The 26,913-nt window shown below is 59.9% G+C and carries 28 protein-coding genes, 1 tRNA gene and 1 pseudogene; 18 read left to right on the top strand and 12 right to left on the bottom strand.

Annotated features, from left to right (window positions below; genetic code table 11):
* Positions 1-4: 4 nt before the first annotated feature.
* Positions 5-1,051 (bottom strand): cytochrome P450, encoded by a 1,047-nt coding sequence (locus tag P0D52_RS12395; protein WP_394692961.1) that lies wholly within the window; start codon positions 1,049-1,051, stop codon positions 5-7.
* A 403-nt stretch (positions 1,052-1,454) separates the two neighbouring features.
* On the opposite strand from P0D52_RS12395, the gene P0D52_RS12400 reads away from it, so the two are divergent.
* From P0D52_RS12400 to P0D52_RS12410, 3 genes are all read left to right on the top strand, one after another.
* Positions 1,455-1,979 (top strand): hypothetical protein, encoded by a 525-nt coding sequence (locus P0D52_RS12400; RefSeq protein WP_394692962.1) that lies wholly within the window; start codon positions 1,455-1,457, stop codon positions 1,977-1,979.
* A gap of 182 nt (positions 1,980-2,161) precedes the next feature.
* On the top strand, positions 2,162-2,677 hold the full coding sequence (locus tag P0D52_RS12405; protein WP_394692963.1) for a curlin-associated protein: 516 nt from the start codon (positions 2,162-2,164) through the stop codon (positions 2,675-2,677).
* A gap of 157 nt (positions 2,678-2,834) precedes the next feature.
* Positions 2,835-3,131 (top strand): hypothetical protein, encoded by a 297-nt coding sequence (locus P0D52_RS12410; RefSeq protein ID WP_394692964.1) that lies wholly within the window; start codon positions 2,835-2,837, stop codon positions 3,129-3,131.
* Between the two features lie 47 nt (positions 3,132-3,178).
* Here P0D52_RS12410 and P0D52_RS12415 read toward each other — a convergent pair whose 3' ends face one another.
* From P0D52_RS12415 to P0D52_RS12435, 5 genes are all read right to left on the bottom strand, one after another.
* Positions 3,179-4,261: a DUF2855 family protein gene (locus P0D52_RS12415; protein WP_394692965.1), complete on the bottom strand. Its 1,083-nt coding sequence runs from the start codon at positions 4,259-4,261 to the stop codon at positions 3,179-3,181.
* Between the two features lie 118 nt (positions 4,262-4,379).
* Positions 4,380-5,111 carry a peptidase gene (locus P0D52_RS12420; RefSeq protein WP_394692966.1) on the bottom strand — a complete coding sequence of 244 codons (732 nt, stop codon included), beginning with the start codon at positions 5,109-5,111 and terminating at the stop codon, positions 4,380-4,382.
* 38 nt (positions 5,112-5,149) lie between these two features.
* The gene (locus P0D52_RS12425) at positions 5,150-5,950 is read right to left on the bottom strand and encodes a transglutaminase domain-containing protein (protein WP_394692967.1); all 801 of its coding nucleotides are present in this window, start codon (positions 5,948-5,950) and stop codon (positions 5,150-5,152) included.
* Between the two features lie 4 nt (positions 5,951-5,954).
* Positions 5,955-6,896 carry an alpha-E domain-containing protein gene (locus P0D52_RS12430; protein ID WP_394692968.1) on the bottom strand — a complete coding sequence of 314 codons (942 nt, stop codon included), beginning with the start codon at positions 6,894-6,896 and terminating at the stop codon, positions 5,955-5,957.
* Between the two features lie 4 nt (positions 6,897-6,900).
* Positions 6,901-8,298: a circularly permuted type 2 ATP-grasp protein gene (locus P0D52_RS12435; protein ID WP_394694795.1), complete on the bottom strand. Its 1,398-nt coding sequence runs from the start codon at positions 8,296-8,298 to the stop codon at positions 6,901-6,903.
* 298 nt (positions 8,299-8,596) lie between these two features.
* Here P0D52_RS12435 and P0D52_RS12440 point away from each other — a divergent pair, with 298 nt between their 5' ends.
* Positions 8,597-10,831 carry a DEAD/DEAH box helicase gene (locus tag P0D52_RS12440; protein WP_394692969.1) on the top strand — a complete coding sequence of 745 codons (2,235 nt, stop codon included), beginning with the start codon at positions 8,597-8,599 and terminating at the stop codon, positions 10,829-10,831.
* A gap of 95 nt (positions 10,832-10,926) precedes the next feature.
* A complete protein-coding gene (locus P0D52_RS12445; RefSeq protein WP_394692970.1) occupies positions 10,927-13,203 on the top strand; it encodes a DVUA0089 family protein in 2,277 nt (758 codons plus the stop codon).
* Positions 13,204-13,306: 103 nt separating this feature from the next.
* Here the strand turns inward: P0D52_RS12445 and P0D52_RS12450 are convergent, their stop codons facing one another.
* The 3 genes and pseudogenes from P0D52_RS12450 to P0D52_RS12460 all read right to left on the bottom strand — a co-directional run.
* Positions 13,307-13,489, bottom strand: coding sequence for a DUF1731 domain-containing protein (locus P0D52_RS12450; RefSeq protein ID WP_394692971.1), 183 nt, complete (start codon positions 13,487-13,489; stop codon positions 13,307-13,309).
* Between the two features lie 63 nt (positions 13,490-13,552).
* Positions 13,553-14,251, bottom strand: coding sequence for an IS6 family transposase (locus P0D52_RS12455; RefSeq protein ID WP_394692972.1), 699 nt, complete (start codon positions 14,249-14,251; stop codon positions 13,553-13,555).
* Positions 14,252-14,361: 110 nt separating this feature from the next.
* A pseudogene (locus P0D52_RS12460) lies at positions 14,362-14,547 on the bottom strand (IS6 family transposase); the annotation flags it as partial.
* A 122-nt stretch (positions 14,548-14,669) separates the two neighbouring features.
* Here P0D52_RS12460 and P0D52_RS12465 point away from each other — a divergent pair.
* Positions 14,670-15,248, top strand: coding sequence for an SRPBCC domain-containing protein (locus tag P0D52_RS12465; protein ID WP_394692973.1), 579 nt, complete (start codon positions 14,670-14,672; stop codon positions 15,246-15,248).
* A gap of 156 nt (positions 15,249-15,404) precedes the next feature.
* Here the strand turns inward: P0D52_RS12465 and P0D52_RS12470 are convergent.
* Positions 15,405-15,494: transfer RNA gene (locus P0D52_RS12470), tRNA-Ser, on the bottom strand.
* A 108-nt stretch (positions 15,495-15,602) separates the two neighbouring features.
* Here P0D52_RS12470 and rplU point away from each other — a divergent pair.
* From rplU to P0D52_RS12485, 3 genes are all read left to right on the top strand, one after another.
* Positions 15,603-16,226 (top strand): 50S ribosomal protein L21, encoded by a 624-nt coding sequence (gene rplU, locus P0D52_RS12475; protein ID WP_394692974.1) that lies wholly within the window; start codon positions 15,603-15,605, stop codon positions 16,224-16,226.
* A 3-nt stretch (positions 16,227-16,229) separates the two neighbouring features.
* Positions 16,230-16,496 carry a 50S ribosomal protein L27 gene (rpmA, locus tag P0D52_RS12480; protein WP_394692975.1) on the top strand — a complete coding sequence of 89 codons (267 nt, stop codon included), beginning with the start codon at positions 16,230-16,232 and terminating at the stop codon, positions 16,494-16,496.
* Positions 16,497-16,610: 114 nt separating this feature from the next.
* Entirely contained in the window at positions 16,611-17,141 is a 531-nt protein-coding gene (locus P0D52_RS12485; protein ID WP_394692976.1) for a GNAT family N-acetyltransferase, read from the top strand.
* On the opposite strand, the gene P0D52_RS12490 is transcribed toward P0D52_RS12485, so the two are convergent.
* Positions 17,138-17,845: a hypothetical protein gene (locus tag P0D52_RS12490; protein ID WP_394692977.1), complete on the bottom strand. Its 708-nt coding sequence runs from the start codon at positions 17,843-17,845 to the stop codon at positions 17,138-17,140. The two genes, P0D52_RS12485 and P0D52_RS12490, sit on opposite strands and share 4 nt — an antisense overlap.
* A 372-nt stretch (positions 17,846-18,217) precedes the next feature.
* Between P0D52_RS12490 and obgE the strand changes: the two genes are divergently transcribed.
* From obgE to P0D52_RS12535, 9 genes are all read left to right on the top strand, one after another.
* On the top strand, positions 18,218-19,279 hold the full coding sequence (gene obgE / locus P0D52_RS12495) for a GTPase ObgE (protein ID WP_394692978.1): 1,062 nt from the start codon (positions 18,218-18,220) through the stop codon (positions 19,277-19,279).
* 89 nt (positions 19,280-19,368) lie between these two features.
* Positions 19,369-19,923: a nicotinate-nucleotide adenylyltransferase gene (locus P0D52_RS12500; RefSeq protein ID WP_394694796.1), complete on the top strand. Its 555-nt coding sequence runs from the start codon at positions 19,369-19,371 to the stop codon at positions 19,921-19,923.
* Positions 19,924-19,955: 32 nt separating this feature from the next.
* Positions 19,956-20,936, top strand: coding sequence for an L-histidine N(alpha)-methyltransferase (gene egtD, locus P0D52_RS12505; protein ID WP_394692979.1), 981 nt, complete (start codon positions 19,956-19,958; stop codon positions 20,934-20,936).
* Positions 20,937-21,034: 98 nt separating this feature from the next.
* Entirely contained in the window at positions 21,035-21,397 is a 363-nt protein-coding gene (gene rsfS / locus P0D52_RS12510; RefSeq protein WP_370543771.1) for a ribosome silencing factor, read from the top strand.
* Between the two features lie 6 nt (positions 21,398-21,403).
* A complete protein-coding gene (rlmH, locus tag P0D52_RS12515; RefSeq protein ID WP_394692980.1) occupies positions 21,404-21,874 on the top strand; it encodes a 23S rRNA (pseudouridine(1915)-N(3))-methyltransferase RlmH in 471 nt (156 codons plus the stop codon).
* A gap of 4 nt (positions 21,875-21,878) precedes the next feature.
* Positions 21,879-23,099 carry a murein hydrolase activator EnvC family protein gene (locus tag P0D52_RS12520; protein WP_394692981.1) on the top strand — a complete coding sequence of 407 codons (1,221 nt, stop codon included), beginning with the start codon at positions 21,879-21,881 and terminating at the stop codon, positions 23,097-23,099.
* A 30-nt stretch (positions 23,100-23,129) separates the two neighbouring features.
* Positions 23,130-24,425: a S41 family peptidase gene (locus P0D52_RS12525; protein WP_394692982.1), complete on the top strand. Its 1,296-nt coding sequence runs from the start codon at positions 23,130-23,132 to the stop codon at positions 24,423-24,425.
* Between the two features lie 115 nt (positions 24,426-24,540).
* On the top strand, positions 24,541-25,731 hold the full coding sequence (locus P0D52_RS12530) for a divergent polysaccharide deacetylase family protein (protein WP_394692983.1): 1,191 nt from the start codon (positions 24,541-24,543) through the stop codon (positions 25,729-25,731).
* Positions 25,731-26,219, top strand: coding sequence for an RNA pyrophosphohydrolase (locus P0D52_RS12535; protein WP_394692984.1), 489 nt, complete (start codon positions 25,731-25,733; stop codon positions 26,217-26,219). Before P0D52_RS12530 ends, P0D52_RS12535 begins: the two co-directional genes overlap by 1 nt.
* A 253-nt stretch (positions 26,220-26,472) precedes the next feature.
* Here the strand turns inward: P0D52_RS12535 and P0D52_RS12540 are convergent, their stop codons facing one another.
* Positions 26,473-26,874, bottom strand: a complete 402-nt coding sequence (locus P0D52_RS12540) for a F0F1 ATP synthase subunit epsilon (RefSeq protein WP_394692985.1) — start codon at positions 26,872-26,874, stop codon at positions 26,473-26,475.
* Between the last annotated feature and the right edge of the window lie 39 nt (positions 26,875-26,913).

Consider the following 26,913-nt stretch of genomic DNA (forward strand, 5'->3'; position numbering starts at 1 on the left):
GGCGCTATTCCAGCTCGATTTTCACCGGCAAGTGTTTGATGCCGCCGACAAAGTGCGAATGATTGAATTCCGGCTCGCCGGTCAGCTCGATGGATTTCACGCGTTCGGCCATCCGCGCAAGGAAAGCGGCGTTTTCCTGCCGCGCCAGGTGCATACCGAGGCAGATATGGGCTCCGTGTCCGAAAGAGGCGTGGCGGGTCGACATATCCCGATGCGGATTGAACGTATCCGGATCGTCAAAAACGGCCTCATCGCGGCTACCGGACGGGAACCACAGCATCAACGTATCGCCTTCATGGAATTGCTTGTCGCCAATCCTGATGTCTTCGGTTGCGGTCCGCAGGAAGTGACGCACGGGTGAGGCAAGACGAATGGCTTCCTCGACGATCTTTTTCGACATTTCACCCGGATTGGCTTTCAGCTCCGCAAACAGGTCCGGATGTTGCGCCAGATGCCAGATGGCTTCTGACAGCGAGAAGCTGGTCGTATCGTGCCCGGCGGTGGCAACGATGATGTAATAGCCAAGCTGCTCGGCCTCGCCGATCGGCTGACCGTCAATCTCGGCATTCGCAATCAGGCTGGCGAGATCATCGCGCGGATTGGCCTTTCGATCCGCGGTGAGCGCTGTGAAATAGGCGTGAAATTCGAGGAAGGTATTGATGATGCCCGCCGTCACCTCCTCCTGTGTTTTTCCATCCGCAGAAACGTCAGGGTCTTCGGGGGAGAATAATTCCTGCGTCAGCTTGAGCATTTTCGGATAATCGCCGGAAGGGATGCCCATGGCAGCCATGATCACGCGTAGCGGGTATTCCAGCGCGATATCCTGGGCGAAGTCACATTCCCCGCCGGATCCTGCCAGGCGCTCCAGCGCCGTTTCTGCCGACGCGTCCATCGCCCCCTGAAGCCGGGACAGGTTTTTGGGCATGAACCAGCCTTGCGTCAGCATGCGCAGGGGCGGGTGCTCAGGCTTGTCGATGGACACGAGGCTCTTGATGATGTGGACCGTGCCGCCGGTAAAGGCCTTGATCTCGTCTTCTCGCGCAGTCGGCATCAGCACCATGCGCGGCGCGGTGATGAAGCTGTCTGTATTCTTCTCGACCTCGAAAATATCGGCGTGACGCGTCAGGTGCCAGAGATCGACATAGCCCTCTTTCCGATTGAATTAGTAGGGCTCATTGGCGCGCAGGTCCGCCAGAATATCAAGATTGGCGGCGCGATTACCCCAGGTTTTTGCTTCGTAAAGCGGATCTACCTTGCCCAAGACACATTCCCCCGATGAAATTTCTCTATCGCTTACAGTAGAGTAAACACTGTTCAATTCCAGACCGAATGGCGCACACCGCCGCTTCTTTCTACGGCTGAATTGAAAGTGAACGCGGACCTCACGTCCTGGTCAGGCGGGAACAGGCATGTTGGCCCTCGACTTGATCACGCCAACACGAAAGGAGCCTGTCATGTCACGCTTTACGATGAAACTTCTGGCCTCCGCCGCTGCTTTGGCCGCGATCTCTGCGGGCGCTGCCAGCGCCGCTGATTGCGCACTGGATGTGCGCCACTCCGGTGATGGGAGCGGCTTTCTGACCGCCAGCGCAGCAGCGGACCGTCCCGGACATTGGGAAATGACGGCCTATCAGATTACGCCGACCGGTTATCTCGACATGTCGCAATCCGGCCAGGTTCGTCCGAGCCGCTATATGTCGACCCTGTCGCGGAACTATCTGACGACAATGTATCGGGGCCCTGCGCATTATGGACCGGAAGCGCCCTATGGCGTGCGCCCACAGGACGAACGTCTGAATGAAGGCGCCTACGGCGTGGATGTCTCGGTCGCCGCAGAATTGCGGGTTTACGACGCTGCGGGCCGCCTGGTCTGCCGGGACGGCATCAATCAGCAGGCCATGCCAGCCACGCCGCCGCGCGGCCGTGCCTATCTGCCGCTCAATACACAGCGGCTGAACTTTTCGCGCTTCAACTACTAACCGCCTCTCCCTCCTGAGGATCTGACGCCCGGCCCCGCGCCGGGCGTTTTCTTTTGCGCCTATTTATGTAGCTGAATTCATTATGAATACGGCGCTCAGGATCGCCTCATGCCGGTTCGTCTAGACAGGGGGCATAGCCGGTCAAGCAATTCCGCACCGGCCCGTTTGACAGGAGACTAGAAATGAAACTTCGTACCTTGATCGCAGGCGCATTCGTCGCCGCTTCCGTTGTCAGCATGGCCGGTGCTGCTGATGCTCAGTCCCGCCGCAATGAGGTTCGCGTGAACCAGTATGGCGTTCAGAATGAAGTGGCCGGACGTCAGTACGGCACGCGCAATAGCGCCTCGCTTCGCCAGGACGGCTATCGCCAGCATATCCTGATCATGCAGGATGGCAGCCATAACGGCACAACGGTTGCCCAGCAGGGCAGCTATAATGACGCCTATGTTGACCAGTATGGCCGCCGCAACGACGCCGTGATTGGCCAACAGGGTTACAATAACGGTGCAACGGCGGTTCAGACCGGAAATAACAACCTGTCTGGCACGTATCAGATGGGGTCGAACAATTCGGCTGTGACCGATCAGGCTGGCAACAACAATGCCGGTGCGATCATCCAGGTCGGAAATGGCAATAGCGGTACGCTGCGTCAACGCGGCAGCGGCAATGTGACCCTGATCATCCAGGGCGATCACTAAGCCAACGCCCTATACCGAGCATTGCGCCCGCCCTCACCGGCGGGCGCTTTTGCTTTTGCGACGCTCTCGCAAATGATTACGGAATTTTCATGTGCCGGGCAATGGACACACAACCTAACTGGGCTAATTTCGCCAATTCAGCTTTTCGGGGATTACCATGTTTCGTACTATTTCGCTTCTTGCGGTACTGCCGCTTACGCTTGCCGCCTGCACCACAATGACAGCGGAAGAACGGGCCGTTGTTCAGGAACAACGGGCGCAGGAAACCCAGACGGCCGAGGAAGGCGGTCTGCGTTGCCGTACCATTCGCCAGACGGGATCCCGGCTCGGCAACCGTGTTTGCCGGACCGATGAGGAATGGGAACAAATGGAACGTGACGCCCAGGAAGGCCATGATGGTCTGGATCGCGGCAATGTTCGGCCATCGTCACCCGATCAAGGTTTTGGCGGCTAATACAGCCCTCATAGTGTTGAAAGCCGCCGGCAATGCCGGCGGCTTTTTTATACCCGCACGGTCAACCCGTCCCGTGCCATGGCATCCCCAGCGATCAAACCGTTGTAGATTTCAAGGCAGGCTTTAGCGCCGCTGAATTCACGAAATTGCAGCCAGCTTTTCGCGGACCTGGCGAATGCCACCCAGTCTTTGCCATAGGCGGCCTGAAAACCTCCAGGACCCAATGCCGCTCGCGCCTTTTCAAGATGATCCGGCGCAAAAAAGAAATTCGGTTTTGGCCCGGGCAAGTTCCTGGCCGGAGCGCTTTGTTCCCAATGCGCGCCGCCCACACGGATATTGGCTTTCAATTGGTCCGCAAAACGCGTGTGAAAATCGCGGTTCACAGAGGCGTCGCCGGCGAAATCGACCATAACGGATGCCCGCGATGCCGGCATGCGATCAATGTCGGAATAGAGATGTACCTCGTCGTACAAATTCAAACCGTCGACGAATTCACGTGAACCCGCTGAGGTCAGTGCGCAAATCTTCACGCCGGAAATGGGCGAATCCTTCAGGCATCTCGCCATGCCGATCGCGGTTTTACTGGACGCGCTGGTCAGATAGACCCGGCTGGCACCAAAGGTCGCCTCCTCGCGAAGATACCGCGCCAGCAACCATCCCGTCAGATAGAGCGGCTGAAGCACCATTTGCTCGGCTTCCAGATCCGGATCATAGCCGGCATCGCCACTGCATCGGATGTAACGATTATAGGCCGGTGGCAGATGTGCCCGGTGGGTGCTGGCATCGATAAAGCCTGTAGCCGAGACTTTTGCCGGCGCCACAATCAACTCCGAAGCCGCCGGGAAATAGCCGTAAATACGCTCTCCGACCGGTAGGTCCGGGTGGCGGCTTTCAGACACGTCAGCGAATCCCCAGACCGGCAGGCGGCCCATGCCTTCGCCCGCCGCAGGGAAAAAGTCCCAATAGCGCATGGCGTCGCCAAACGCCGCATAGGTAATATTGTTGGCCGTCAGGGCGAAAACATCGATCTTGAGCCGCGCTTCCCCATCGATCAGTGCGCGTTCCGGCACCTCGACGAGATCAGCCATCGGTATCGCAGCCTTCTCGATTTCCAATGCCCAGTTTTTCATTAATTGATCCCCCGCTTTGGGTAACGATAGGCGCGCGGTCTGAAATGACAAAGGCGCATCCGGCAGAATTTGCAGGCGGCCAGACAGTCAGCATGCTGTTTCAGCGGAGTATCTGGCGCTAGAAGCTGAAATCGGGAAGCGAACGAATCGCCTCGCGAAGGGCATTCCCCCAATGCTCGGACAAAGCCGCAAAATAGGCATCGTCCTTTTCAAACCGTTTTGCGCGGTCGATGACAAAGCTATCAGCTTCATAGGCCAACAAATCCAGTGGCATGCCGACTGAAAGGTTGGCCTTTAGCGTTGAATCGAAGGACAGAAGCAAAAGTTTTGCAGCCTGCTCGAATGTCATGGCCGGATCATACCCCCGCACCAGAATCGGCCGGCCATATTTGGCTTCACCGATCTGGAAATAGGGGTTTTCCTTCGACGCCTCGATGAAATTGCCTTCGGGATAGATCAGAAAGAGGCGTGGTTCGGACCCCGCAATCTGACCGCCGACAATGATCGTGGCGCTGAACTGTGATTCGCTCACCGGGCCTTCACCTGTCTGGGCCCTGACAATTTCCTTCAGGGTTTCGCCGACGAGTTTGGCCACCTGGAACATGGTCGGCACTTCCAGGATGCTGGGGTTGCGATCCTCTGGTGCCTTCATGCGTTCATTCAAGAGGCTCACAACCGCCTGTGTGGTCGCGAGATTGCCGGCGGTTTGAATGGCGATGACGCGCTCGCCCGGCGTGGCCCAGGTGAAGAGCTTGTTGAAGGTGAAAACATTGTCGACGCCGGCATTGGTCCGGGTGTCCGACATAAAAACAAGGCCTTTATCAAGGCGCATGCCGACGCAATAAGTCATTTCATTGTGTCCGAAGAAACAGCTTTTCCGCTCATCCGTTACTGCTGAACCTGAAGCGTGACAATCATTGATTCCTTGCCGCCGCCATAAATAAATCCGGAAATTGGAGCCGCTTCAGAATAGTCTAGCCCGCTGGAGATACGCACATAGCGCTCATCCGGTGAAATCTTGTTGGACACATCAAACCCGACCCAACCCAACCCATCGACATAGGCCTCCGCCCAGGCGTGGCTGGCCTCCTGCTGAACGCGATCATCCATCATCAGATAGCCGCTGACATATCGCGCCGGAAACCCCAGCTCGCGGGCCATGCCGATAAAGATATGGGTGTGATCCTGGCAAACACCGCGCCCGGTTCGGGCCGCACTTTCGGCGGTCGTCCCCGAATGTGTGGCGTCGGTATCATAGACAATCTGTGCGCCGATATAGGCCATCAGCGCGTGCAGGCGCTCTACGCTGTTCAGGTCGGCGGACTCAAATCCCGACAGCAATTTCATCAGAGCCGGCCCCGATTGCGTAAATCCGGTCTGGCGCTTGAAGTACCAGAGCGGTGCGGCACAGGCATGGTCACCGACGACGCCCGCCCTGTCTTCTGTTTCGACTTCACCGACACTGGTGATCTCGATGGCAGACGCACCGGGCTCGACACTCACGAGTTCAACCCGATTGCCATGCTGATCGAGAAAGGATGCTTCCCGCCGCGCACCCTCAAGGCTGACCGACCAGTCGAGGATTTGCTGCGAGGAAGAGGAATGTGGTGTCAGCCGTAATTGTTGAAGGCCGTAGAGGATCGGCTGGCCATAGTCATAACGGGTTGTGTGAGAGATTTTCAGACGCATCGGATCACGCATTGAACCTGTAATCGGCTTCGATTTGGATCCCGAGCGCGTTATTGCGGCTAAGGAAATCGGTCAGAAATTCGTGCAACCCGGCTTTGAACACCGTTTCTGCGGATTGCGCGTCCAGAAGGTCGAACATGGATTGCGCCATGTCAGCCGAGGCAAGCCGCGCTCCATAGTTGTCGCCCAACTCCTCGCAAGCCCGCGCCATATCCTTGCAGCAGTAGATCAGGGAACGCGGCACCTGTCTGTTGAAGATAAGGAAATCGGCAATCTTCAGCGGCGTGGTCTCGCCCCCATGCAGCCAGTTGAAGGCACGTGCCGCCGAGGCCGAGCGCAAAATTGATTCCCATTGGACATTGTCCAGCGAAGACCCGACCGACGCGGATGTCGGCAGAAGGACGTAATATTTGACGTCCAGAATACGCGCCGTGTTATCGGCGCGCTCAATCCGGGTTCCGAGGCGGGCAAAACTGTATATGTCATTGCGCAGCGCGGTCCCGTGCCAGGATCCGCGGACCAGAGCACTGCTCTGGCGGATCGTCGCCAGAACATTCGGCAGTTCGCTTTGCCGCACAGGTTTGGCGAACAGATCCTTCAAGGTCAGCCAGCCCTCATTTGTGGCCTCCCAAACCTCACGTGTCAGCGCCGGGCGCACCATTCGGGCATTGTTTCTGGCCTGCTGGAAAACCGAATAGACGCTGGACGGGTTTTCTGAATCCCGCAGGAGAAAATCGATTACGCGATCGGCGGTATATTCATCGTGATGCGCGCGGTAGGTGTCATCACATCCTGCCGTGCGAACAATCGAGGCCCACTCATTCTGGCCGGACGCCTGGCGCGTCAACGCCATGCGGAATCCGGCCTCCACGAGGCGCGCTGTGTTCTCGCTGCGCTCCAGCTGGCGGAACATCCAGAAGAGGCCATTTGCGGTTTTGCCAAGCATACCGTCAGTCTTCCAATACCCAAGTGTCTTTTGTGCCACCGCCCTGGCTGGAATTGACCACCAGCGACCCTTCCTTCATCGCCACGCGGGTCAGCCCCCCGGGCGTGATGTCGATACTGTCGGGCGAAACCAGAACAAAGGGCCGCAAATCCACATGGCGCGGCGCCATTCCGGATTTCGCAAGTACCGGCACGGTCGACAAGGCCAATGTAGGTTGAGCGATATAGCCGGATGGGTTGGCCTTCAGCTTCTCGCGGAAGGCCGCGACCTCCTTCTTGCTGGCGGCCGGTCCCACCAGCATGCCATAGCCGCCCGATCCATGGACCTCCTTGACCACCAGGTCTTCGAGGTGTTCCAGCACGTAAGCGAGCGAGTCGCTTTCCGAACAGCGCCAGGTCGGAACGTTTTCGAGAATGGCGCTCTGCCCGGTATAGAATTCGACGATATCGGGCATGTAGGAATAAAGCGCCTTGTCGTCTGAAATCCCGGTCCCCGGCGCATTGGCGATGGTGACCCCGCCGGCGCGATAGACGTCGAAAATGCCGGGCACGCCCAGCATGGATTCGGGATTGAAATTCAGCGGGTCCAGGAAGTCGTCATCGACACGGCGGTAGATAACATCAACCGGTTGATAGCCCTGCGTGGTGCGCATCGCGACCCGGCCGTCGATGACGCGGAGGTCATGACCCTCAACCAGTTCAGCGCCCATCTGCTCGGCCAGAAAGGCATGCTCGTAATAGGCTGAATTATGCAGGCCCGGCGTCAGAACGGCGATCACCGGCTTGCCATCGCAGGCATCTGGCGCACAACGCGACAGGGACCGACGCAAATTCAGGGGATAATCGCTGACCGAGGCGACATTGATCCGCGAGAACAGCTCGGGATACATGTGCAGCATGGTTTCCCGGTTTTCCAGCATGTAGGACACGCCGGATGGTGTGCGGGCATTGTCCTCCAGCACATAGAATTCATCCTTGCCGGTGCGGACCAGATCGACGCCGACAATGTGGGTATAAACGCCGCCGGGCGGCTCCATGCCCATCATTTGCGGCAATAGGGCTTCATTGTTGGCGATGAGATCGAGCGGAACCCGCCCGGCCTTTATGATTTCCTGATCATGATAAATGTCGTGCAGGAAGGCGTTGAGCGCCCGGACCCTTTGCTCGATGCCCTTCGACAATTTCGCCCATTCCCGCGCCGAGATGATCCGCGGAACCTGATCAAAAGGGATCAGACGTTCATCGGCCGCCGCCTCACTGTAGACATTGAAGGTGATGCCTGTCCGGCGAAAGAAGGCGTCAGCCTCTCGTGACTTTCGCCGCAGGGCGGGAATATCGCGGTCTTTCAGCCAGTCGCAATAATCCGCGTAGGGTTCGCGGGCTGCGCCTGCCTCATCGAGCATTTCATCAAAAAACACTGTCTCTCCTCGTCGAGTCCCGGCTCGCACGATTTAATCTTCTGAATAACCTTCACCCTGACCCGGACGGGTGAAGTGCAATATATGGCTCACCGTAACGCGAAGGCACGGCTCCTGGCTAGGCCACGCCGCCCTATCGCGTTTCGAAACAGAGTGTGCTAGACGCGCCTCGCGCGGAAAAGCTTCGGTATGGGGTGACGCTTGATAAGCGCACTTTGATAACTCACCGGAGCCTTGGTCCAGACGGATCAAAGCCTTGCGCCCATTTGGAAAAACACCTGTCATGACCATGAATTCCCGTATCGCGCCCGCATTGGCGCGCGCCCTTGAAGGCAAGGGCTATACCAAGATGACCGAAGTCCAGGAGGCCGTCCTGACCGACGAGGCCGCTGGCGCCGACCTCCTCGTTTCTGCCCAGACCGGCTCTGGCAAGACCGTCGCCTTTGGCATTGCCATCGCCCCGACTTTGCTGGGCGAAGATGACCGATTTGACCATGCCGCTGCGCCGCTGGCCCTTGTCGTTGCGCCGACGCGCGAGTTGGCGCTTCAGGTGCAGCGCGAATTGCTCTGGCTCTACGGCGAAGCCGGGGCCCGTATCGTCTCCTGCGTCGGCGGCATGGATGCCCGCTCGGAACGCAAGGCGCTGGAACGCGGATGCCACATAGTCGTTGGCACGCCCGGCCGCTTGCGCGATCATATCGAACGTAAATCGCTGGACATGTCGTCCTTGCGCGCTGTGGTCCTGGACGAAGCAGACGAGATGCTCGACCTCGGCTTCCGTGAAGATCTGGAATTCATCCTCGAAGGTGCGCCGGAAGATCGGCGGACCCTGCTCTTCTCGGCCACCGTACCGAAATCCATCGCCGATATTGCGCGGCGTTATCAGACGAATGCCGTCCGGCTGTCGACGGTCAGCGAGCGCCAGCAGCACGCCGATATCGAATACCGCGCATTGAGCGTCGCGCCGGCCGATCGCGAGAATGCCCTCATCAATGTCTTGCGCTATTACGAGGCGGAACGCGCCATTGTGTTTTGCGCGACCCGGGAAGGCGTGAACCGCCTTTCGGCCCGCCTTGGCAATCGCGGTTTTGCGGCCGTCGCCCTGTCCGGTGAATTGTCGCAGAAAGAACGCACTCATGCCCTGCAGGCCCTGCGCGATGGCCGCGCCCGGGTCTGTATCGCGACGGATGTTGCCGCGCGCGGTCTCGATCTGCCGGGTCTGGAACTTGTCGTCCATTCCGACTTGCCGACCAATAGCGATGTTCTCAAACACCGATCCGGCCGGACCGGCCGCGCAGGCCAGCAAGGTGTCTGCGTGATGATCGTGCCGCAAAACCAGCGCGGCCGCATGAACCGTCTTTTGCGCGGCGCCCATATCGAAGCGGCGTGGGGTGAAGCGCCCAGCCTGAACGATATCAAGGAGAAGGATCGCGAACGCCTGCTGAATGATCCAAGTCTGCAACAGGACTATGATGAAGAGGCGCTGAGCGAAGCGCGCGAATTGCTGGCGCTGCATAGTCCGGAAAAAATCGCGGCGGCTTTCCTGAACCGCATGCAGGCCTCAACGCCGTCAGCCGAAGATCTGATGGTGGTGCCTGCCGCTGGTGAACGCACCAAAAATCCGCGCCGCGAACCTTTTGTCGGCGGGGCCTGGTTCAAGCTGACCGCCGGACGCAATCAGCGCGCCGAGCCGCGCTGGCTCCTGCCGATGATCTGCCGGATGGGCGATGTTACCCGTAATGAAGTCGGCGCCATCGAGATTGGCGATACCGAAACCCTGTTTGAAATTGCAGCCGATCATGCCGAACGGTTCGCTGCGCACGTCAAAGCTTCCGGCGGGGCGGAAGGTTCAATCTACATTCATCCCGCCAATGCGCCGACCAACAAACCGCAAAACCGCGTCCGCGAGGAGCGGCCGAAACGCAAGTTCGAACCCCGGACCGAGGCGCGATCCGAGGCAACAGACCGTCCGGCCCGTCCGGCAAAGCGGGTAGATGTCACCGAACAACCCGCCCGTCCGGCGGAACGGCCTGCGCCTGTCGAGCGCCCGGCTCGCGAAGATCGACCGGACCGGGCGGAGCGTCCGCAAGGTTCGCGGCCGCCCAGAGCGCGGGAGGACAAGCCCTTCCGCAAACCTGCCGCCGGAGAAAAACGGGGCCGTCCGGCTTCGCCGGCCACGCCGCGCTATAATCCCGATGACGGACCACCCCGCCGCCGCGACGAACAAGCCGAAACCGCGTCAGCGGAGCCACGCCCCCGAAAAGCCCATGGTGGAAAGCCGAAATTCCGTGCGAATTCGGACAAGCCGAAGCCGCCCTTTGCCGGAAAAAGTCACTTCAGAAAAACGGATAGCCCGGATGCGCGTCCCGCAGCGGGGAATGCCGCAACGAAGGCCGGCGGCAGTCCGTCTAAGTTCAAATCCAGAGGCAAGCCCAAACCGCATCGCGCCAGCTATGATGACGGCAACCAATCCTTCAAGCGCGTGAAACGCAAAGGGCCCAAACCGGGACGGTCGTAAGGGCTGCGGCACATTTGCGCCTTGCAGTCGTCAAATGGCATGGCTATGCCCTCTGCCAGCAACAGCACGAAATCATACAAAGACAGGGGATGTTCATGCGTTACGGGGCTCTTTCACTTATCCTGGCATGCGCGACAGCGTCGGCATTTGCGCAAGGCGCACAAGACGACATTCGCCCGGGCGAGGTCAGTCAGACCCAGCCCAGTGTTGATTTCCAGATTGATTTGTCGAACGGCCAGATGGTCACTCTGACAACGGAATCGGATACCAACTTTGATACCGTCCTGCGCATTGTTAGCGCGAATGGTCAGATACTGGCCGAAAACGACGACTATGCGGGTGGCGGGTTGCAATCGCAGATCATTTTTCAACCTCCTTCGCCGGGTGTTTATACGGCATCGGTGACCGGGTATGGCGGCAGCTTCGGCGCATTTGAACTGCATGTCACCGATGGCGTGGATTTCGGCCTGTCTGATGCGGCGCAAATTCTCACGCAGGAAGTTGTCACGCTGAACAATGGCAGCCCGACCCATTCGGTCGGTCTGGACCTGACCGAAGGCGATATTCTCGTTGCCGACACTTACGCGATCAGCCCCAATGTCGATACGACGCTGGAGTTACGCTCGCCGACTGGCAGCGTTGCCGCGCAAAACGATGATAGCCGCGAAGGCGGCACGCTGAATTCCCGCATTCTGCTGCAAATCAACCAGACCGGCCGTTATCAGCTGGTGCTCGGCTCCTATTCGGGTGCCGATGTTGGCGATGTCATGATATCGGCAGCGATCGATCCCGAAGCCGAATTGCCGTATGATTTTTCCGCGATCGAGGGCACGGAGATTGCCCGCTATACCGGGATAATCGATGACAACCAGTCTTCGCAGGAATACCCGGTCTCGCTAGACGCAGGACAGACTTTGCTGGTTCTGGCCGATGCGCTGTCGGGCGATCTCGACCCGGTTCTGCGGCTTCTGGGTCCGGACGGTCAACCCGTTGCGCTCAATGATGACCGCGGCGATGGATCGCTCAATTCGGCGATTGCGCTGACCATCGAAGAATCCGGTGACTATACCGTCAGCATGGAACGCTATCGCGGCGGCAACTCATCGGGTGAATTCAGCCTTGTGCTGTCACTCGTCGACGCCGCCATCGTCGACGAATTGCGAGCCTTGCGAGAGAATATCTCGCTCAGCGGCGAAGTCCTTTCAATCCGGACGGACGATTTCATCGTCTTCTACACGCTGGAGGGTGAAGACGCCTCCTCCGAAGCCTACGCGATCGAGGTCGGGGCCGCCCTGCAGGAAAGTCTCGATGCCCAGATTGCCATCGGTTTTGCCGAACCCATCCGCGACGATGAAGGCGTTTTCCGTGCCTTCATCACCGAGGCGGGCGGCGTGCTCGGCTTTGCACGCCCGGTCGAAACGGTGTTTGACAATCCGTGGACGACGGACTCACGCGAGGAAACGGCTTCGCGCGCCGTGTTTGTGATCGACAACGATTTTGCCGGTCTTGGCGATGCCGGACCGTCCAGCCTGATCCGCGCGACGGCCACGCATGAGCTGAACCATATCGTCCAGTATGGTTATGACTCCACCGAGGGACTCGACTGGCTCTATGAATCCACCGCCTCTTGGATCGAAACGGTTACGGTCGGCGATGATCAGGACGCCACCGATTATGTGTCGTCGGACTTTTCCCGCCCCGGCCGCTGCTGGAGCACGTCCGATGAAGGCCTGGATTATGGACAGTGGACGCTGCTGCAATCCATCGCCGATGTCCATGGCAACGAGATGATTGTCCGCTTCTGGGAAAATGCGGCGCATCTGGATGGTCTGGAAACCATGGACGCTGCCTTGCGGGAAGAAGGCTCAAGCCTGAACGAAGCCGTCATCCGCTGGCGGGCCCAGAACTATGCGCTGGACTATGATCTGGCGCCGGTTTTCAACCGCACGGTCGAAGTCTCTGGGACGATCAGCCCGGCCAGCCGGGCCGGAAGCAAGGGGCTTCTCGAGCAACTGGGCGTCAACTTTTTCGCGCTCGATCTGGCTGAACCAACCACAATCTCCGTGAATCGCGGGGAGAATATCGGCCTTTTCGTACTGGGACAGCGCAATGGCGAGATCCAGGTTATCCCGCTGGGGTCGTCTGGCACGGTGGATCCGACGGGATGGGAGCATCTCGGCCTCATGGTGATGAATACGGCCATGCCGCCCGCCCCCGGTGAGTGCAGCGGCGAGCGCTTCCAGCTGGCTGTTACGCCGGCAAGCGGCGCCATGCCCGATCCGGCCTTCGGATTCAGCGACCGGAATTTCATCATTCCGGGTCAGGACGAAGAAGAAGTCGAAGACGAGGAAGTCGCGGACAGCGAAGAATAGGGCCTGTTCCGGATACAGGGGCGGGCGCACGAATGCGCGCGCCCCTGAGGGACGGATCAGCTTTCTTCCCGAGCGCCAGTTGCGGCGATGTCTGGCCGGCGCCTCAAGCCATGGCGATGGCAGTTGGAGGTGTCTTTGCCAGCGGGCCGCGGAGGATTTGCGTGAACGCCGTTTCGATATCGGGTGCGTCAAATTCAAAGCCGGTGGCCAAAAGCTGCGCCGGATAGATGTTCTGACTCGCAAGGAATATCTCGTCTCCCAGGCCGCCCGGCAGGCTTCTCAGCAATGCCTCCGGAAGGTGGTGTCAGACTAAAGCGAAGTGGTCTCGCCTATCCAGGAAAATCGGAGTTTAGGCGGCAAGTTGCCGCCACTCTGCCAGCGCGTTTTGCCGGTGCTCCTTGAACCAGTTTCTGTTGTTGAGATGTCGTTCGAGATTGAAGTGATTGTGGATTGAGGAATGAACGGAAGCGAAGAGTTGTAGACTTCGCATTCGTCGGAAACGAAGCATGGCTCGCTCTCGTCTTCGTAAGGGTAAGTGGCTGTTCTCGGCTCTGTTGTTGAGCCACCTCCCGACATCCTGTTTGCCCTCATTGCCAATCACTTTCATGGCCGCCCGATACGACTTTAGTCGATCAGTCACGACGACCTCTGGATTGCCATATCGCTTCATCGCCCTGCGCAGAAACTTCAACGCAGCATGGCGATCGCGGCGCTTTGTGACATAGGCTTCGAGGACCTCGCCTTCGTGATCGACGGCGCGCCAGAGGTAGTGAGTGACCCCATTTATCTTCACGAAGACTTCGTCCAGATGCCATTGCCACTGGGGCCAGGCGCGAAGGCGATCCGCCCGCTTCCGGCGGATTTCACCTGCGAACATTGGCCCAAACCTATTCCACCAGAACCGCACCGTCTCATGGCAAATATCGATGCCGCGCTCATGGAGCAGGTCCTCGACGTTTCGCAACGACAATGGAAAACGGACATACATCATAACCGCAAGGCGGATCACCTCAGGCGACGTCTTGAAGTAGCGAAATGGGCTGTTCATCCATGCATTTTTACCGGCGAACCGATAACGGCGCGTTTAATCTGACACTGCCCGTTCAGGGGCCACGCCCATTCCGAGGAATTATTGTCGGTACGCTTTCGCCCTATCTCCGCAGCGAACATCGGGCCGAACCGGTTCCGCCAGAACCGCACCGTCTCGTGTGTGATATCGATGCCCCGTTCGTGGAGCAGATCCTCGACGTTCCGAAGCGACAGCGGAAACCGGACGTACAACATCACCGCAAGACGGATCACCTCGGGCGATATCCTGGAATGGCGAAAAGGGTTCTTGCTCATGCCGCCAGGTTGGCGGCCTACCGGCGACCACCGAGTTTCTTCTGAAAACGGCATTGAGCTGGATTACGGCTGGCGAAATGCCCTTGGGTGGCCTAATTTTACCGTCCAGAGGGGATTACAATATGCCGAAATTTTTCAGTCGCACCGTGATTGCTGGCTTGAGCCTCGTGCTTGCCGCATGTGGGCAGTCATCCATTTCGCTGAGTGCCGCACCGCCGGAGACCACAGGCGAAGTCCAAACCTTGAGCGAATTCCCGATTCCAACTCAAGCTATTGCCATAGCTGCGCCTGTTGAGGACGTATGGGCCGCGTTTACGACAAGTGAAGGCTATCAAGCCTGGGCCTCGCCCTTTGCGGTCATTGACCTTCGGGTGAATGGAACGATTGAGGCGTCCTACGCAGACGATGCGACTGTCGGGGATCCTGCAAACATAGTCATATCGATATTGGCATATCTGCCGGAACAGTTCTTGGTACTTAAAACCATCCAGGCCCCCCCTGACTTCGCATCGCAGGATGTTCTCGATCGGTTGGTATCGGTTGTTGAATTTGAGAGCCTGGAGCCAAACCTGACGCGCGTGACGATCTCAGGCGTTGGCTATACTGACGAGGATAGCCCCATGAGGGAGTTTTTCCTGCAAGCGAACGCCTGGTCACTCGGCCAATTGAACGCCCATCTGACTGAGGCTGCGAGCGAATAAGGCACAACGCTGCGGCACGCTGCCCGACAAAAGCGAACGGATCCCTGCTCGCCAGGGTTTTGTGAATTCAGGCCGCAAGCTGGCACCATTCGGCCGGCGCGATTTGCCGGTTCTCCTTGAACCGGCCGTATCGCTCAAATCAGACATCCTGGAATATGGCGGAGAGAGAGGGATTCGAACCCTCGGAACGCTTGCGCGCTCAACGGTTTTCGAGACCGCCCCATTCGACCACTCTGGCACCTCTCCGCGGGGACAGGCCTTTTGGCCGAGTGGTTTGGGAAAATCAAGAGAGTGAACTGGAAATATCCCGTAGCCATGCGCGTTGCGCGTTGACAAAAGACGGCTCGCAGGGGTATGTCCCGCGCTCACTCCGGCTTAAAGCCGATCCACAACGCCCGCCGGGACAGGCGGGGAAGAAAAAGAGCAGGCATAAAGTCCTGTTGTAGAAAGGAAAATTCCATGTTCGCAGTCATTCAGACTGGCGGCAAGCAGTATACCGTCGCTCCGGGCGACGAGATCTCCGTCGAAAAAATTGAAGGTGAAGCCGGTGACAGCATCGTTCTCGAGAACGTGCTGATGCTGGGCGGCGACAAGGGTGTCACCGTCGGCGCACCGATGGTCACCGGCGCGTCGGTCGTGGCCGAGCTGGTTGAAAACGGCCGTGGCAAGAAGATCATCGTCTTCAAGAAGCGCCGCCGTCAGAATTATCGCCGCAAGGCCGGTCATCGCCAGTGGTTCTCCAAGCTGCGCATTTCGGAAATCCTGGCCCCGGGCGACAAGCCGGCCGCCAAGAAAGCCGCAGCGCCGAAGAAAGCTGCCGCTGATAACGCACCGGCAACCAAGAAAGCAGCCCCGAAGAAGGCAGCGGCCAAAGCCGATGCCAAGCCGGCAGCCAAGAAAGCTGCGGCCGCCAAAAAGGCTGCCCCGAAGAAATCCACCGCGGCCAAGAAGCCGGCTGCGAAGAAGTCGGAGGACTAATCCATGGCACATAAGAAAGCTGGCGGTTCATCCCGTAACGGACGCGACTCAGAAGGCCGGCGCCTTGGAGTCAAGAAATCCGGTGGCCAGGCGGTCATTCCGGGCAACATCATCGTGCGTCAGCGCGGCACCAAGTATTATCCGGGCGAGAATGTCGGCATGGGCAAGGATCACACCCTGTTCGCGCTGACCGAAGGCCGTGTGGCTTTTGCCAAGAAAGCCGGTGGCAAGATGTTCTGTTCGGTCGTCGCGGCTGACGCAGCCAAATAGGGCGGACGGACAGACCCGGACCGCCCCACGCAAGGGCGGAACCGGTGGCTGGACAAGAATTCAGGGGAGGCGGGTTCCGCCTCCCCTTTTCTTTTCCCCGCCGGAGATCGACCCATGAGGGACAGGATCGAAACCGACAGGCTGATTTTGCGGCCGCTGGAGATCAGCGACGCACCCGCCATTCATCATCATTGCCGGGATGGCAGTATTGCGCGCAATACGGCGCGCATACCCGACCCCTACCCGCTTCTGGCGGCCGAACTCTACGTATTGAGCGTCCGGGCCGGGGCCGGCCGCAAGGCTGGCTATGTCTATGCCATCGCGGACCGGCAGTCCGACGCCTTGGTCGGGGCGAGCGGTGTGTTCAAACGGCACCCGGACGCGCCCGACTGGGAAATCGGCTATTGGATCGGACCTGATGCGCGTGGGCGAGGCATCGCCACCGAGGCCGCCGCCGGGCTGATCAGCGCCGCATCAGCCGATCTGACGCCCCGGCGGATTACGGCCGGGCATTTTGACGACAATCCGGCGTCGGGCCGTGTATTGGCGCGCCTGGGATTCACCTATACAGGAGAAACCACGCGCCTTTTCTGCATGGGACGCCTCGCCTACGCGACAAGTCTGGACATGGTTTTGGAGAACTAACTACCCATACTGGCGTGGAATTCCGCCCAGCTGATCTCGTTATCTCCATCCAGGTCCATCATGGTCATCAGCGCGTTGCGGGATTGTATTCGCGAGGCCTCTGACATGGGTTCGCGTTGTTCCGGCGGTGTGTCGCCAAAACAGATCGCGACATGAGCGGATTCATTGCGGGAGGTAGAGGCGCGCATGGCGATCTCGTCCTCGGCAGAAGGCATCACCTCGTACGGGTCGAGCAGGCCGTCCCCGTCACGATCCATATACCCGAACTGCGCCCGCAACTGGTTTGTCCGGCGTTCGCTGTACTCCAGCACCGATACCTGGCCGTCAGAATCGGCATCCATCATGCCGTGTCGCCGGACCAGGTGCGCATGCCAGCTGTCCTCGAGGGCGGCCCAGCACCCAGTAGAAATACTATCGGGATTTTCACGGGCCCGGCGGCCGAAACCGGAGGGAAGTTCACCGCCATAGATTGCGAGAAGCGCACCGACAGCCGAGCCAAAAGCCCCCGGACCATTGGCCCCCGTGAGATTATTGTAGGCGCTATCGTGGAAGGTGCGGTATTCCTCAAAGGTCAGAATGCGGTCGCCATTATCGTCCATTTCGGTGAATTCGCTGATACCGGCATAGGTCAACGCCTCGCCGTCTGTGGAAAGTTGAAAAGTCAAGAGGCCGACGGCGCCCGTCACAAGAATTGTGGTGATCATGATGTTTCTCCTTCTGCTTCGGCCATTGCGCACAAAACCGTGCATGGCATCCCGGATGACGGAGCTGGCTGACTCTCCCCGGCTGGCGACCGCTTTCATGAAGGCTTGTTTCTCCTCATGAGAAACGCGAATCTCCAGTGCTTCGCTTTTCTTGCTTCGAGGTTTTCTAGCCATTGCGTCCGTTACTCCGTGGCTTCAGGAGACAAAATTGCTCGCTGGCAATCCAATTGAATCGCGTCACGGCAAACCAAGTTTTTGGCCCGGACAGGATTCACGCAAGTAAAAACGTGTCCGGGCACGGATTTTCAGTGCGGTGGCTGCTATTTGGGGCAAGACCGCGTATAGAGGCGCGAAACGCAAAGTCGGCGAAACATGAAATTTCTTGATCAGGCCAAAATCTTTATCAAATCCGGCGATGGCGGAAACGGCGCGGTCGGTTTCCGGCGGGAGAAGTATGTCGAATTCGGCGGTCCGGATGGCGGCGATGGCGGCAAGGGCGGTGACGTCTGGGCCGAGACCGTTGAAGGGCTCAATACGTTGATCGACTACCGCTATCAGCAGCACTTCAAGGCGGCCAAGGGCGAAGGCGGCTCCGGTGCCAATCGCACGGGCGGCGCGGGTGAGGATGTGGTCCTGAAACTGCCCGTCGGCACCCAAATCCTCGATGAGGACCGCGAGACCGTGCTGCTTGACCTGACCAAGCCGGGCGAGCGTGTCCTGCTGATGGAAGGCGGCCGCGGCGGCAAGGGCAATGCCTTCTTCAAATCGTCCACCAATCAGGCGCCGCGCCACGCCCAGAAAGGTGAGCCCGGCGTTGAACGCTGGATCTGGCTGCGCCTGAAACTGATTGCCGATGCCGGGCTGGTGGGGCTGCCCAATGCCGGGAAATCCACCTTTCTGTCCGCAGTCAGCCGCGCGCACCCGAAGATCGCGGCCTATCCGTTTACCACGCTGCATCCCCATCTCGGCGTGGTTGATCTGGCCGCCGATGCGCGGTTTATCATTGCAGATATTCCGGGCCTGATTGAAGGCGCGCACGAGGGCGCCGGCATCGGTGCCCGCTTCCTGGGTCATATCGAACGGTGCGCCACCTTGCTGCATCTCGTCGATGGCACACAGGACGATGTCGCCGCCGCCTATCGGACTGTTCGCACCGAACTGGATGCCTATGGCGAGGGGCTGGTCGACAAGCCCGAGATCGTCGCCCTGTCAAAGATTGACGCCATGGACGACGAAGCAATCGCCGAAAAATCCGCAGCTCTGGAGGCCGAATGTGGCAAGCCGGTGATGCAATTGTCCGCAGCCAGCAATAAGGGCATGCGCGAGGCGCAGTTTGCCCTCTGGGAGCAGATCAAGGCCGCCCGCGCTCAGGAGAAAGAAGAACGGATCGAAGCGGAATCGGACGGCGAGCCCGAAGAGCGCTGGACGCCGTGAATCCGCGGTCTCGTCCGGTCCGTTTTGCCGGCGCCATACGGCGCGGCCGCCGCGCTTCGCCCTTGAAAAGCGAGGCTCTGGCCGCCGGTATGACGGTGGGACTGTTCGGCGGCAGTTTTGATCCTGTGCACGCCGGTCACCGCCATGTCGCGCAGACCGCCTTGAAACAACTGGGGCTGGATCGGGTCTGGTGGATTGTCTCGCCGCAAAACCCGCTGAAGTCACATCAGGCCGGAGATTATTCCCGGCGGTTTGTCAGCGTCGAGATGGCCGCCCCCGGACCGCGCATGGTGATCAGCGATATTGAAAAGCGCACCGCCATCCGCACGACGGCAGAGCTTTTGAACGTCCTGAACAAGCGCTATCCCAAGGTTCACTTTGTCTGGATTATGGGGGCAGACAATCTCAAGCAATTTCACCGCTGGCGGCGTTGGCGCGAGATCGCGGCCTCCACCCCTATTGCCATTATCGCGCGGCCTCAGGACCCGATCCGGGCGCGTCTCTCGCCGGCAGCACGCGGCATGGCCGGCAGCCGGATTGCAGAATCTCACGCCAAACTGATCGCCCGCCGTCGGGTTCCGGGGTGGACCTATCTGACCGAACCCCTACATAGTGAGGCCTCGTCGCAAATGCGCGACACCTAGCCCCGTTCTGCCAGCCACTATCGAGCCTTTTCATGACGACGCCGAGCCCTGCTGGCAAACTGTCCTTTTTCAAGGACCTGCACCCGCCCAAATCCCGCTTTCAGGATGACGTGCTGGAAGGCCTATCCCGGCCCCAGAAGTCCATTCCGCCCAAGCATTTCTATGATGCGCGCGGCTCGGCTTTGTTCGATGATATCACCGATACGGAAGACTATTACGTCACTCGGACGGAGATCGGTATTCTGGACGCGATCGCCGGCGACATCGCCGCGAAAGCCGGGCCTGGCGCGGTCGTGATCGAGCCGGGCTCCGGCTCAAGTGTGAAGATCGACAAGCTGCTCAATGCGTTGGACCGACCGGCAGCCTATATCGGTCTCGATATCTCGAAAGAGCATCTGATCTCTGCCTGTGAAGACCTCGCGGCGCGCTATGACGGCCTGTCGGTCGGGGCGATCTGTGCCGACTTCACCCAGCCCGTCCCCCTCGAAGACCTGCCTATCCCGGATGGAAAACGGCTAGTCTTCTTTCCGGGCTCGACAATCGGAAATTTCGAACCGGGCGGAGCCAAGGCGCTGCTGGAGACGATCCGCGACTGGCTGCGGCCGGGAGATGCCCTGTTGATCGGGGCCGACCGGGTCAAGTCAGCGGATATTCTGGAAAATGCCTATGACGACGCGCGCGGCGTGACCGCCGCCTTCAATCTCAACCTCCTGACCCGGATCAATCGCGAGCTGAACGGCACGATCGAGACAGATGCGTTTGATCACAAGGCAGTCTGGAACAGCGAAGCAGCGCGGGTCGAAATGCATCTGGTAGCCAATCGTGACACGGAATTCTCTGTCTCGGGCCAGACCTTCCGCTTTTCAGCCGGCGAGACGATCCATACCGAAAACTCCCATAAATTCTCGATCGAGCGCTTCACGGCGCTGGCGGAAAGCGCCGGGCTAGCCGTTCGGCAGAACTGGAGTGATGCGCGCGGCTATTTCACACTCTACTGGCTCGAACGTGCGTAAAGTCTGTGCTATGCTGATCCTTCAGACATTCATGCAGGAGCAGACCACTGACCACGCAAACTGATCGGACGGCCAAAACCGCCGAGACCGCCCCCGTCATCGCCAAAGGCGGCGATGCCACCAGCGAAGCCCTCGAAAGCCTCATCACGGGCCTTCTGGAGGATGACAAGGCGGAAGATATCATTTCCATCGACCTGCGTGGAAAATCATCGGTCACCGACTTCATGATTATCGCTTCAGGACGCTCGCACCGCCATGTCGGCGCGATTGCCGATCATGTGATCCGGGCGCTGAAGGAGTCCGGTCACGGCCGCGCGCGCGCCGAAGGGCTGGCAACGGCGGACTGGGTGCTGATCGATGCCGGGGATGTCGTAGTCCATCTTTTCCGGCCGGAAGTGCGCACCTTCTATAATCTGGAACGCATGTGGTCGGTGGATTCCCCTGAAAAGCCTGAAGGCTGATCCGGTATGCAATTGCGGATCATCGCATCCGGGCGGCTGAAGTCCGGCCCGGAACGCGAATTGATCCAGCGCTATGCCGACCGCATCCGGGCCAGCAGGCCGCAGATTGCTCTGGGTCCGCTGACGGAAACAGAGATTGATCCCAAACCGTTCAAGTCCCGCAATGCAGAATCAACGGCCCTGGCCGCCCAGATTCCAGACGGTTCGGCGGTTTGTCTGATGGATGAACGGGGCAAGGCGCTCTCTTCGCGCGACCTGTCCGATGCGCTGGCGCGCTGGCGTGATGACGGCATTCGCGACGCCTGTTTCGTGATTGGTGGCGCTGATGGGCTTGACCGGGCCGCCTTCGGCAATCCGGATCTGACGATGTCGTTTGGAAAAGCGGTCTGGCCCCACATGCTGGTTCGCGCCATGCTGGCCGAGCAACTTTACCGGGCGGTCTCCATCCTGTCCGGCTCGCCCTATCACCGGGATTGATGCCATGTGGCTTCCTGCCCTTATTCTCGCTTTCCAGACCGCCGGCGATCCGCCGCCGCCCGATCCTGCCGAGATCGAACGTCTGGAGCAGGAGGAGGATGAGGCCGCCGAGCGCGCCGAAGCCGCGCGGCTGGAAGCCGAGGCGCTCGCGGCCGAGATTGTCGAATTGCAAACCCGGCTGGTGAATGCGGCCAATCGTGTCTCGAGCAGTGAGCAGGCGGCGCTGGATATCGAACGCCGCATCGAGGCCCTCACCACGCAGGAAGATGCCATTCTGGAACGCCTGTTGGCCGATCGGGACGCCCTGATCGATGTGCTTGCGGCCCTTCAGCGTATTGAACGCGGCACACCGCCCGCGCTGGCGACATCGCCGGGTGAAGCCGAAGAGGCCGCTCGGGCCGCAAGCCTTCTGGCTGCGATCACGCCGGAATTACAGGATCGGGCCGCTGTGCTGGCGGCGGAGCTCGACAATTTGCGCGCCGTGCGGGCAGAGGTTGAAGCCGAGCGGCTTGAACTGGCCTCGACCGAGCAGGAACTGGATGAGCGACAAGACACGATCCGCCAGCTTCTCGCCGAACGGCGGCAGTTGGAAGCGCGCCGCCGGGGAGAGGCCGAACGTCTGGCCGATGTCGCCGCCACGGCGGGGGAACAGGCGCGTTCCTTGCGGCAATTACTCGAAACCCTGCGCGGGATGACAGAAATTTCACCCCGCTTTAATCCGCGGCGGCTGATCCGGAGTGATGACATTCCGGCACCGGCCCTGCGTCCGGAAGACGGTCTGGTGGTGGCCCGAGCGGCCATGGCTCCCATTGAAACACTCCGCTTTGCCGACAGCCGGGGTGAGCTGCGGCCGCCTGTAGAAGGGCCGATCGTGCTGCGTTTCCGGCAGGATGACGAGAATAACGAACCACTGGAAGGCATCCGTATTCGTGCCCGCGCCGGCGGGCAGGTGGTCGCCCCCTTCGATGCGCGGGTCGAATACGCCGGATCATTTAATACATATAACGGACTATTGATCCTGAGTGCAGGCGATGACTACTATATTGTGCTGGCTGGCCTAGCTTCCATCTATGCCGAGGCGGGCCAGTCGGTATTGGCGGGCGAACCCATCGGGGAGATGCCCGATCATGATGAAGTGGCACCGGATTTGTATCTGGAGATCCGGCGCGGAGAAACAGCGGTTGACCCTGAGCCCTGGTTAAGGGTCAGATCGCAATCCGGGTAGTGCGGGCGAGAGAAAAGGACTCGTTAGATCATGCGTTTGAATTTCATTGCAGCAGCCATTGCTTTCGCTCTTGGCGCCGGTGCCCTCGCGGTATCCGCAGAAGGCTTCGACAACTCCCGCGAAGACACATATCGCCAGCTCGAATTGTTCGGCGATGTCCTGTCGCGGATCGAGTCGGATTATGTGACCGATGTCGATGATGCGGCGCTGATCGAGGCGGCCATTGAAGGCATGCTGGAAAGCCTGGACCCGCACTCCTCCTATCTTTCGCCCGACAGCTTCCAGGATATGCAGGTTTCGACGCGCGGTGAATATGGCGGCCTCGGTATGGAAATCACCGTCCGCGATGACCGCATCACGATCGTCTCGCCCTATGAAGATACGCCTGCCGGCCGGGCCGGATTGCAGCCCGGCGACCAGATCATTGCCGTCGATGGCGATTCCATCATCGGGTTCTCAACCGATGAAGCCGTGGATCTGATGCGCGGCCCTGTTGGCGCCCCGGTCACCATCACCATCGCCCGCGAGGACGAGGAAAATTTCGATCTGAATCTGGTGCGTGAGATCATTCCGCTGCGCACTGTCGCCTGGCGCGAGGAAGAAGGCTTCGGCTATTTGCGCATTGCGGGTTTCAATGAGCACACGACAGAAACGCTGCATGAAGCGATTGCTGAAATGCGCGAAGCCTTTGGCGGTACGATACCGGGCGTGATTGTCGATCTGCGCTTTAATCCGGGCGGTCTGCTGGATCAGGCGGTCGGCGTTACCGATACCTTCCTGGATGGCGGCGAAATCGTCACCACACGCTATCGCAATCCGGGCGAAAACCAGCGCTTCAATGCCCGTCCAGGTGACATGATCAATGGGGCCCCTGTGGTCGTTCTGATCAATGAAGGCTCCGCCAGCGCGTCGGAAATCGTCGCGGGTGCCCTGCAGGACCGCGAGCGCGCCACGCTTGTGGGCCGGACCAGCTTCGGCAAAGGCTCGGTTCAGACGCTAATCCCGCTGCGTGGCGGCCGTGATGGCGGTCTGCGCCTGACCACCTCACGCTATTACACGCCCTCGGGCCGCTCCATTCAGGCGACCGGTATTGTACCGGACTGGCTGGTGGCGTTCCGCCCGATCGAGGACAGTGCCGAAGCGCGTTACAGCGAGTCCGCGCTGGATGGTGCTCTTCAGAATGAGGACGGCACGGAGCGGGAAGCCGAAAACATTGCTGCAATCGAACAGCCGCCGGAAGACTACGAAGGCAATGACTTCCAGCTGGAGCGGGCTCTGGAAATCCTCGCCGGACTGGCTGAACGCGAGCAGGCCGCACTGCAATAGGACAGGCCTTCAGCCTCCCGTCTTAACCCTTTCTTACCCGCCAGCGGGCAGCAATCAGGCAAAGGTCCGACCGAATTGATTCGGCCGGACCCGCAGGCTGACTTGCCGGGTAAAGATGAGCGGAAGCACAACAAGCGCGACACAAGCTTTCAAAGCGCCTGCCCTCGCCGGGCTGGGGGCGGCGACGCTGTTTGGTATCGGCGCATTGATGATCGCGCTGCTCGGCGACCCTGCAGGAAGCCCGCCCGTGGCCCGTCAGGCGCTTGCGCCGATCCCCGAACCGGCGCCTCAGGAAGTACAGACCGCCGAAATCCGCCGCCCGGTCGAATTCACCGCGCCGGATTCAGAGATCGAACCGTCATTGTCGGGCGTGCCGGAAACCTTCGAAGCCACGCCGCCGGATAGCGGCTCTGACCCGTCGCATGCCGAAGCGCAGCATGCCGGACAGACCAATCCGAACGCACTGGTGGCCGCGCCGCTGACCGGCCTGACCACGCCAGGGCCCTCCGGGCCTCTGCCGGCCATTGGCCCCGATGGTACCCGCCCGGATCAGGCCTATGCCCGGCCCTGGCATGGCGACCCCAACATGCCGATGATTGCCGTGGTGATCGGCGGCATGGGGCTGAACCGTGCCGTCACCGAGGCCGCGATTAACGATCTACCGCCGGAAGTCGCGCTCAGCTTTGCGCCCTATTCCCGCGATCTGCAAAGCTGGATCGATCAGGCGCGGGCCGCGGGTCATGAAGTGCTGATCGAGGTTCCGATGGAGCCGTTTGATTATCCCAATAATGATCCGGGACCGCACACGCTGCTGGCCGACGCGCCTAATACCGAAAACTCCCGCCGCCTCTACTGGCTGATGAGCCAGGCGACCGGCTATTTCGCCATGACCAATTATCTGGGCGCGCGCTTCTCCACGTCCGAACCGGCATTGGGTCATCTGATGGCCACGCTGGAGGAACGAGGCGTCTCCTTCCTGCATGATGGCACGGGCCGCCGGTCAACGATTGAGGCGGCAGGCGGGAATGCCGGTGCGCATTGGGGCATTGCTGACCGCGTGCTGGATGAAGATCCCTCACCATCCGCCGTGGATGACCGCCTGCTGACGCTGGAGGCGCTTGCGCTGCAGAATGGCAGTTCGGTCGGCGCCGGCTTTGCCTATCGCTCCACGGTCGACCAGGTCGCCCGCTGGGCCGAGGGGCTGGAAGCGCGCGGCTATGCGCTGGCACCGCCATCTGCCGTCATGGCGCGGCAGCAGGCTGAACGCGGTGGCGCACAATCCGCGGCCTCTGCCGGCGGTCATTGATGGATGACCCCTATCCGCAACACCGGCCCAATGCCGGTGTGGTCCTGTTCAATCGCGACGGGCTGGTCTGGATTGGCCGCCGCGCGGACGTCAATGGCCCGCAGATCTGGCAGTTTCCACAAGGCGGCATGGATGAGGGCGAGGACGCCGAAGCGGCCGCCCGCCGCGAAGCCTATGAAGAGACCGGCGCGCGGTCAGATCAACTCGACCTGCTCGGCTCCATTGATCACTGGATCGCCTATGATTTCCCGCCGGGCCTGCCGGCACGGCCGGACCAGAAGCGATACAAGTGGAAGGGTCAGAAACAGCGCTGGTTTGCCTTCCGCTATACGGGCAAGGATTCAGATTTTGATCTGACCGCGGTGCCGCCACAGGAGTTTGCCGAATGGCGGTGGGAAAAGCTGTCCAACATTCCGCCGCTCATCATTGGCTGGAAACGCGCTGTCTATGAAGAAGTCGTCGAGGCGTTTTCCGCTTTCGCGCGCTGACGATTCTTTAGCGCCCGCACCAGTCCGATCAGACTGATCGCAAACCAGCAGAATTCGATCAGGACGGACGCTGGATTGGGCTTGAACACCAAGGATACGAGCAGGAGCACAGCGCCGACTCCGTTGATGACGGGGTGTCGCCAATCATCGTCACGGACGCCCCGCGTCTGCTGCCAGAAATAGGCAAACAGAACGCAGGCGACACCGGCAAAGCCGATGAAGTCTGTTAGTCCGAGAGAGGTAAGAAAGTCGATCAGCCGTTCAGCGCTTCGGTCAGCGCCTCGAACTTGGCGAGTTTCGCTTCGGCGATATGACGCTCGTGATCATCCCGGGCGAGGCCGATATCCTCACGCGCATCGGACAAATCCTTCGCCAGTTGATCGCGATCAACAGCGGACAGGTCAATGGCCTCCTCGGCGAGCACAGTCAGGCCTTCCGGCGTGACTTCGGCAAACCCGCCATGGATGAAGGTGCGGCGAACGTCGGAACCATCATGCACGGAGATCGCGCCGGAGCGGATGGCGCTCATGACGGGCGCATGGCCCGGAAGGACACCGAAATCACCCTCTTCGCCGGGCACCACAACCATGTCGACATCGCCCTGAAACAGGCGGCGTTCGGGAGAAACGAGGTCAAAATGAAGTTTGTCAGCCATCTGCCATACCTTTCGTTCGCGCGCTCTCTAGCAGGTTAA

This window comes from Hyphobacterium sp., assembly GCF_043584775.1.
GTDB lineage: Bacteria > Pseudomonadota > Alphaproteobacteria > Caulobacterales > Maricaulaceae > Hyphobacterium.

Bases quoted from the DNA above. Each gene is read 5' to 3' on its own strand.
- P0D52_RS12395 (WP_394692961.1), bottom strand. From the start codon at position 1,051: ATGCCGACTGCGCGAGAAGACGAGATCAAGGCCTTTACCGGCGGCACG.
- P0D52_RS12400 (WP_394692962.1), top strand. From the start codon at position 1,455: ATGTCACGCTTTACGATGAAACTTCTGGCCTCCGCCGCTGCTTTGGCC.
- P0D52_RS12405 (WP_394692963.1), top strand. From the start codon at position 2,162: ATGAAACTTCGTACCTTGATCGCAGGCGCATTCGTCGCCGCTTCCGTT.
- P0D52_RS12410 (WP_394692964.1), top strand. From the start codon at position 2,835: ATGTTTCGTACTATTTCGCTTCTTGCGGTACTGCCGCTTACGCTTGCC.
- P0D52_RS12415 (WP_394692965.1), bottom strand. From the start codon at position 4,261: ATGAAAAACTGGGCATTGGAAATCGAGAAGGCTGCGATACCGATGGCT.
- P0D52_RS12420 (WP_394692966.1), bottom strand. From the start codon at position 5,111: ATGACTTATTGCGTCGGCATGCGCCTTGATAAAGGCCTTGTTTTTATG.
- P0D52_RS12425 (WP_394692967.1), bottom strand. From the start codon at position 5,950: ATGCGTCTGAAAATCTCTCACACAACCCGTTATGACTATGGCCAGCCG.
- P0D52_RS12430 (WP_394692968.1), bottom strand. From the start codon at position 6,896: ATGCTTGGCAAAACCGCAAATGGCCTCTTCTGGATGTTCCGCCAGCTG.
- P0D52_RS12435 (WP_394694795.1), bottom strand. From the start codon at position 8,298: ATGCTCGATGAGGCAGGCGCAGCCCGCGAACCCTACGCGGATTATTGC.
- P0D52_RS12440 (WP_394692969.1), top strand. From the start codon at position 8,597: ATGACCATGAATTCCCGTATCGCGCCCGCATTGGCGCGCGCCCTTGAA.
- P0D52_RS12445 (WP_394692970.1), top strand. From the start codon at position 10,927: ATGCGTTACGGGGCTCTTTCACTTATCCTGGCATGCGCGACAGCGTCG.
- P0D52_RS12455 (WP_394692972.1), bottom strand. From the start codon at position 14,251: ATGAACAGCCCATTTCGCTACTTCAAGACGTCGCCTGAGGTGATCCGC.
- P0D52_RS12465 (WP_394692973.1), top strand. From the start codon at position 14,670: ATGCCGAAATTTTTCAGTCGCACCGTGATTGCTGGCTTGAGCCTCGTG.
- rplU (WP_394692974.1), top strand. From the start codon at position 15,603: ATGTCCCGCGCTCACTCCGGCTTAAAGCCGATCCACAACGCCCGCCGG.
- rpmA (WP_394692975.1), top strand. From the start codon at position 16,230: ATGGCACATAAGAAAGCTGGCGGTTCATCCCGTAACGGACGCGACTCA.
- P0D52_RS12485 (WP_394692976.1), top strand. From the start codon at position 16,611: ATGAGGGACAGGATCGAAACCGACAGGCTGATTTTGCGGCCGCTGGAG.
- P0D52_RS12490 (WP_394692977.1), bottom strand. From the start codon at position 17,845: ATGATCACCACAATTCTTGTGACGGGCGCCGTCGGCCTCTTGACTTTT.
- obgE (WP_394692978.1), top strand. From the start codon at position 18,218: ATGAAATTTCTTGATCAGGCCAAAATCTTTATCAAATCCGGCGATGGC.
- P0D52_RS12500 (WP_394694796.1), top strand. From the start codon at position 19,369: ATGACGGTGGGACTGTTCGGCGGCAGTTTTGATCCTGTGCACGCCGGT.
- egtD (WP_394692979.1), top strand. From the start codon at position 19,956: ATGACGACGCCGAGCCCTGCTGGCAAACTGTCCTTTTTCAAGGACCTG.
- rlmH (WP_394692980.1), top strand. From the start codon at position 21,404: ATGCAATTGCGGATCATCGCATCCGGGCGGCTGAAGTCCGGCCCGGAA.
- P0D52_RS12520 (WP_394692981.1), top strand. From the start codon at position 21,879: ATGTGGCTTCCTGCCCTTATTCTCGCTTTCCAGACCGCCGGCGATCCG.
- P0D52_RS12525 (WP_394692982.1), top strand. From the start codon at position 23,130: ATGCGTTTGAATTTCATTGCAGCAGCCATTGCTTTCGCTCTTGGCGCC.
- P0D52_RS12530 (WP_394692983.1), top strand. From the start codon at position 24,541: ATGAGCGGAAGCACAACAAGCGCGACACAAGCTTTCAAAGCGCCTGCC.
- P0D52_RS12535 (WP_394692984.1), top strand. From the start codon at position 25,731: ATGGATGACCCCTATCCGCAACACCGGCCCAATGCCGGTGTGGTCCTG.
- P0D52_RS12540 (WP_394692985.1), bottom strand. From the start codon at position 26,874: ATGGCTGACAAACTTCATTTTGACCTCGTTTCTCCCGAACGCCGCCTG.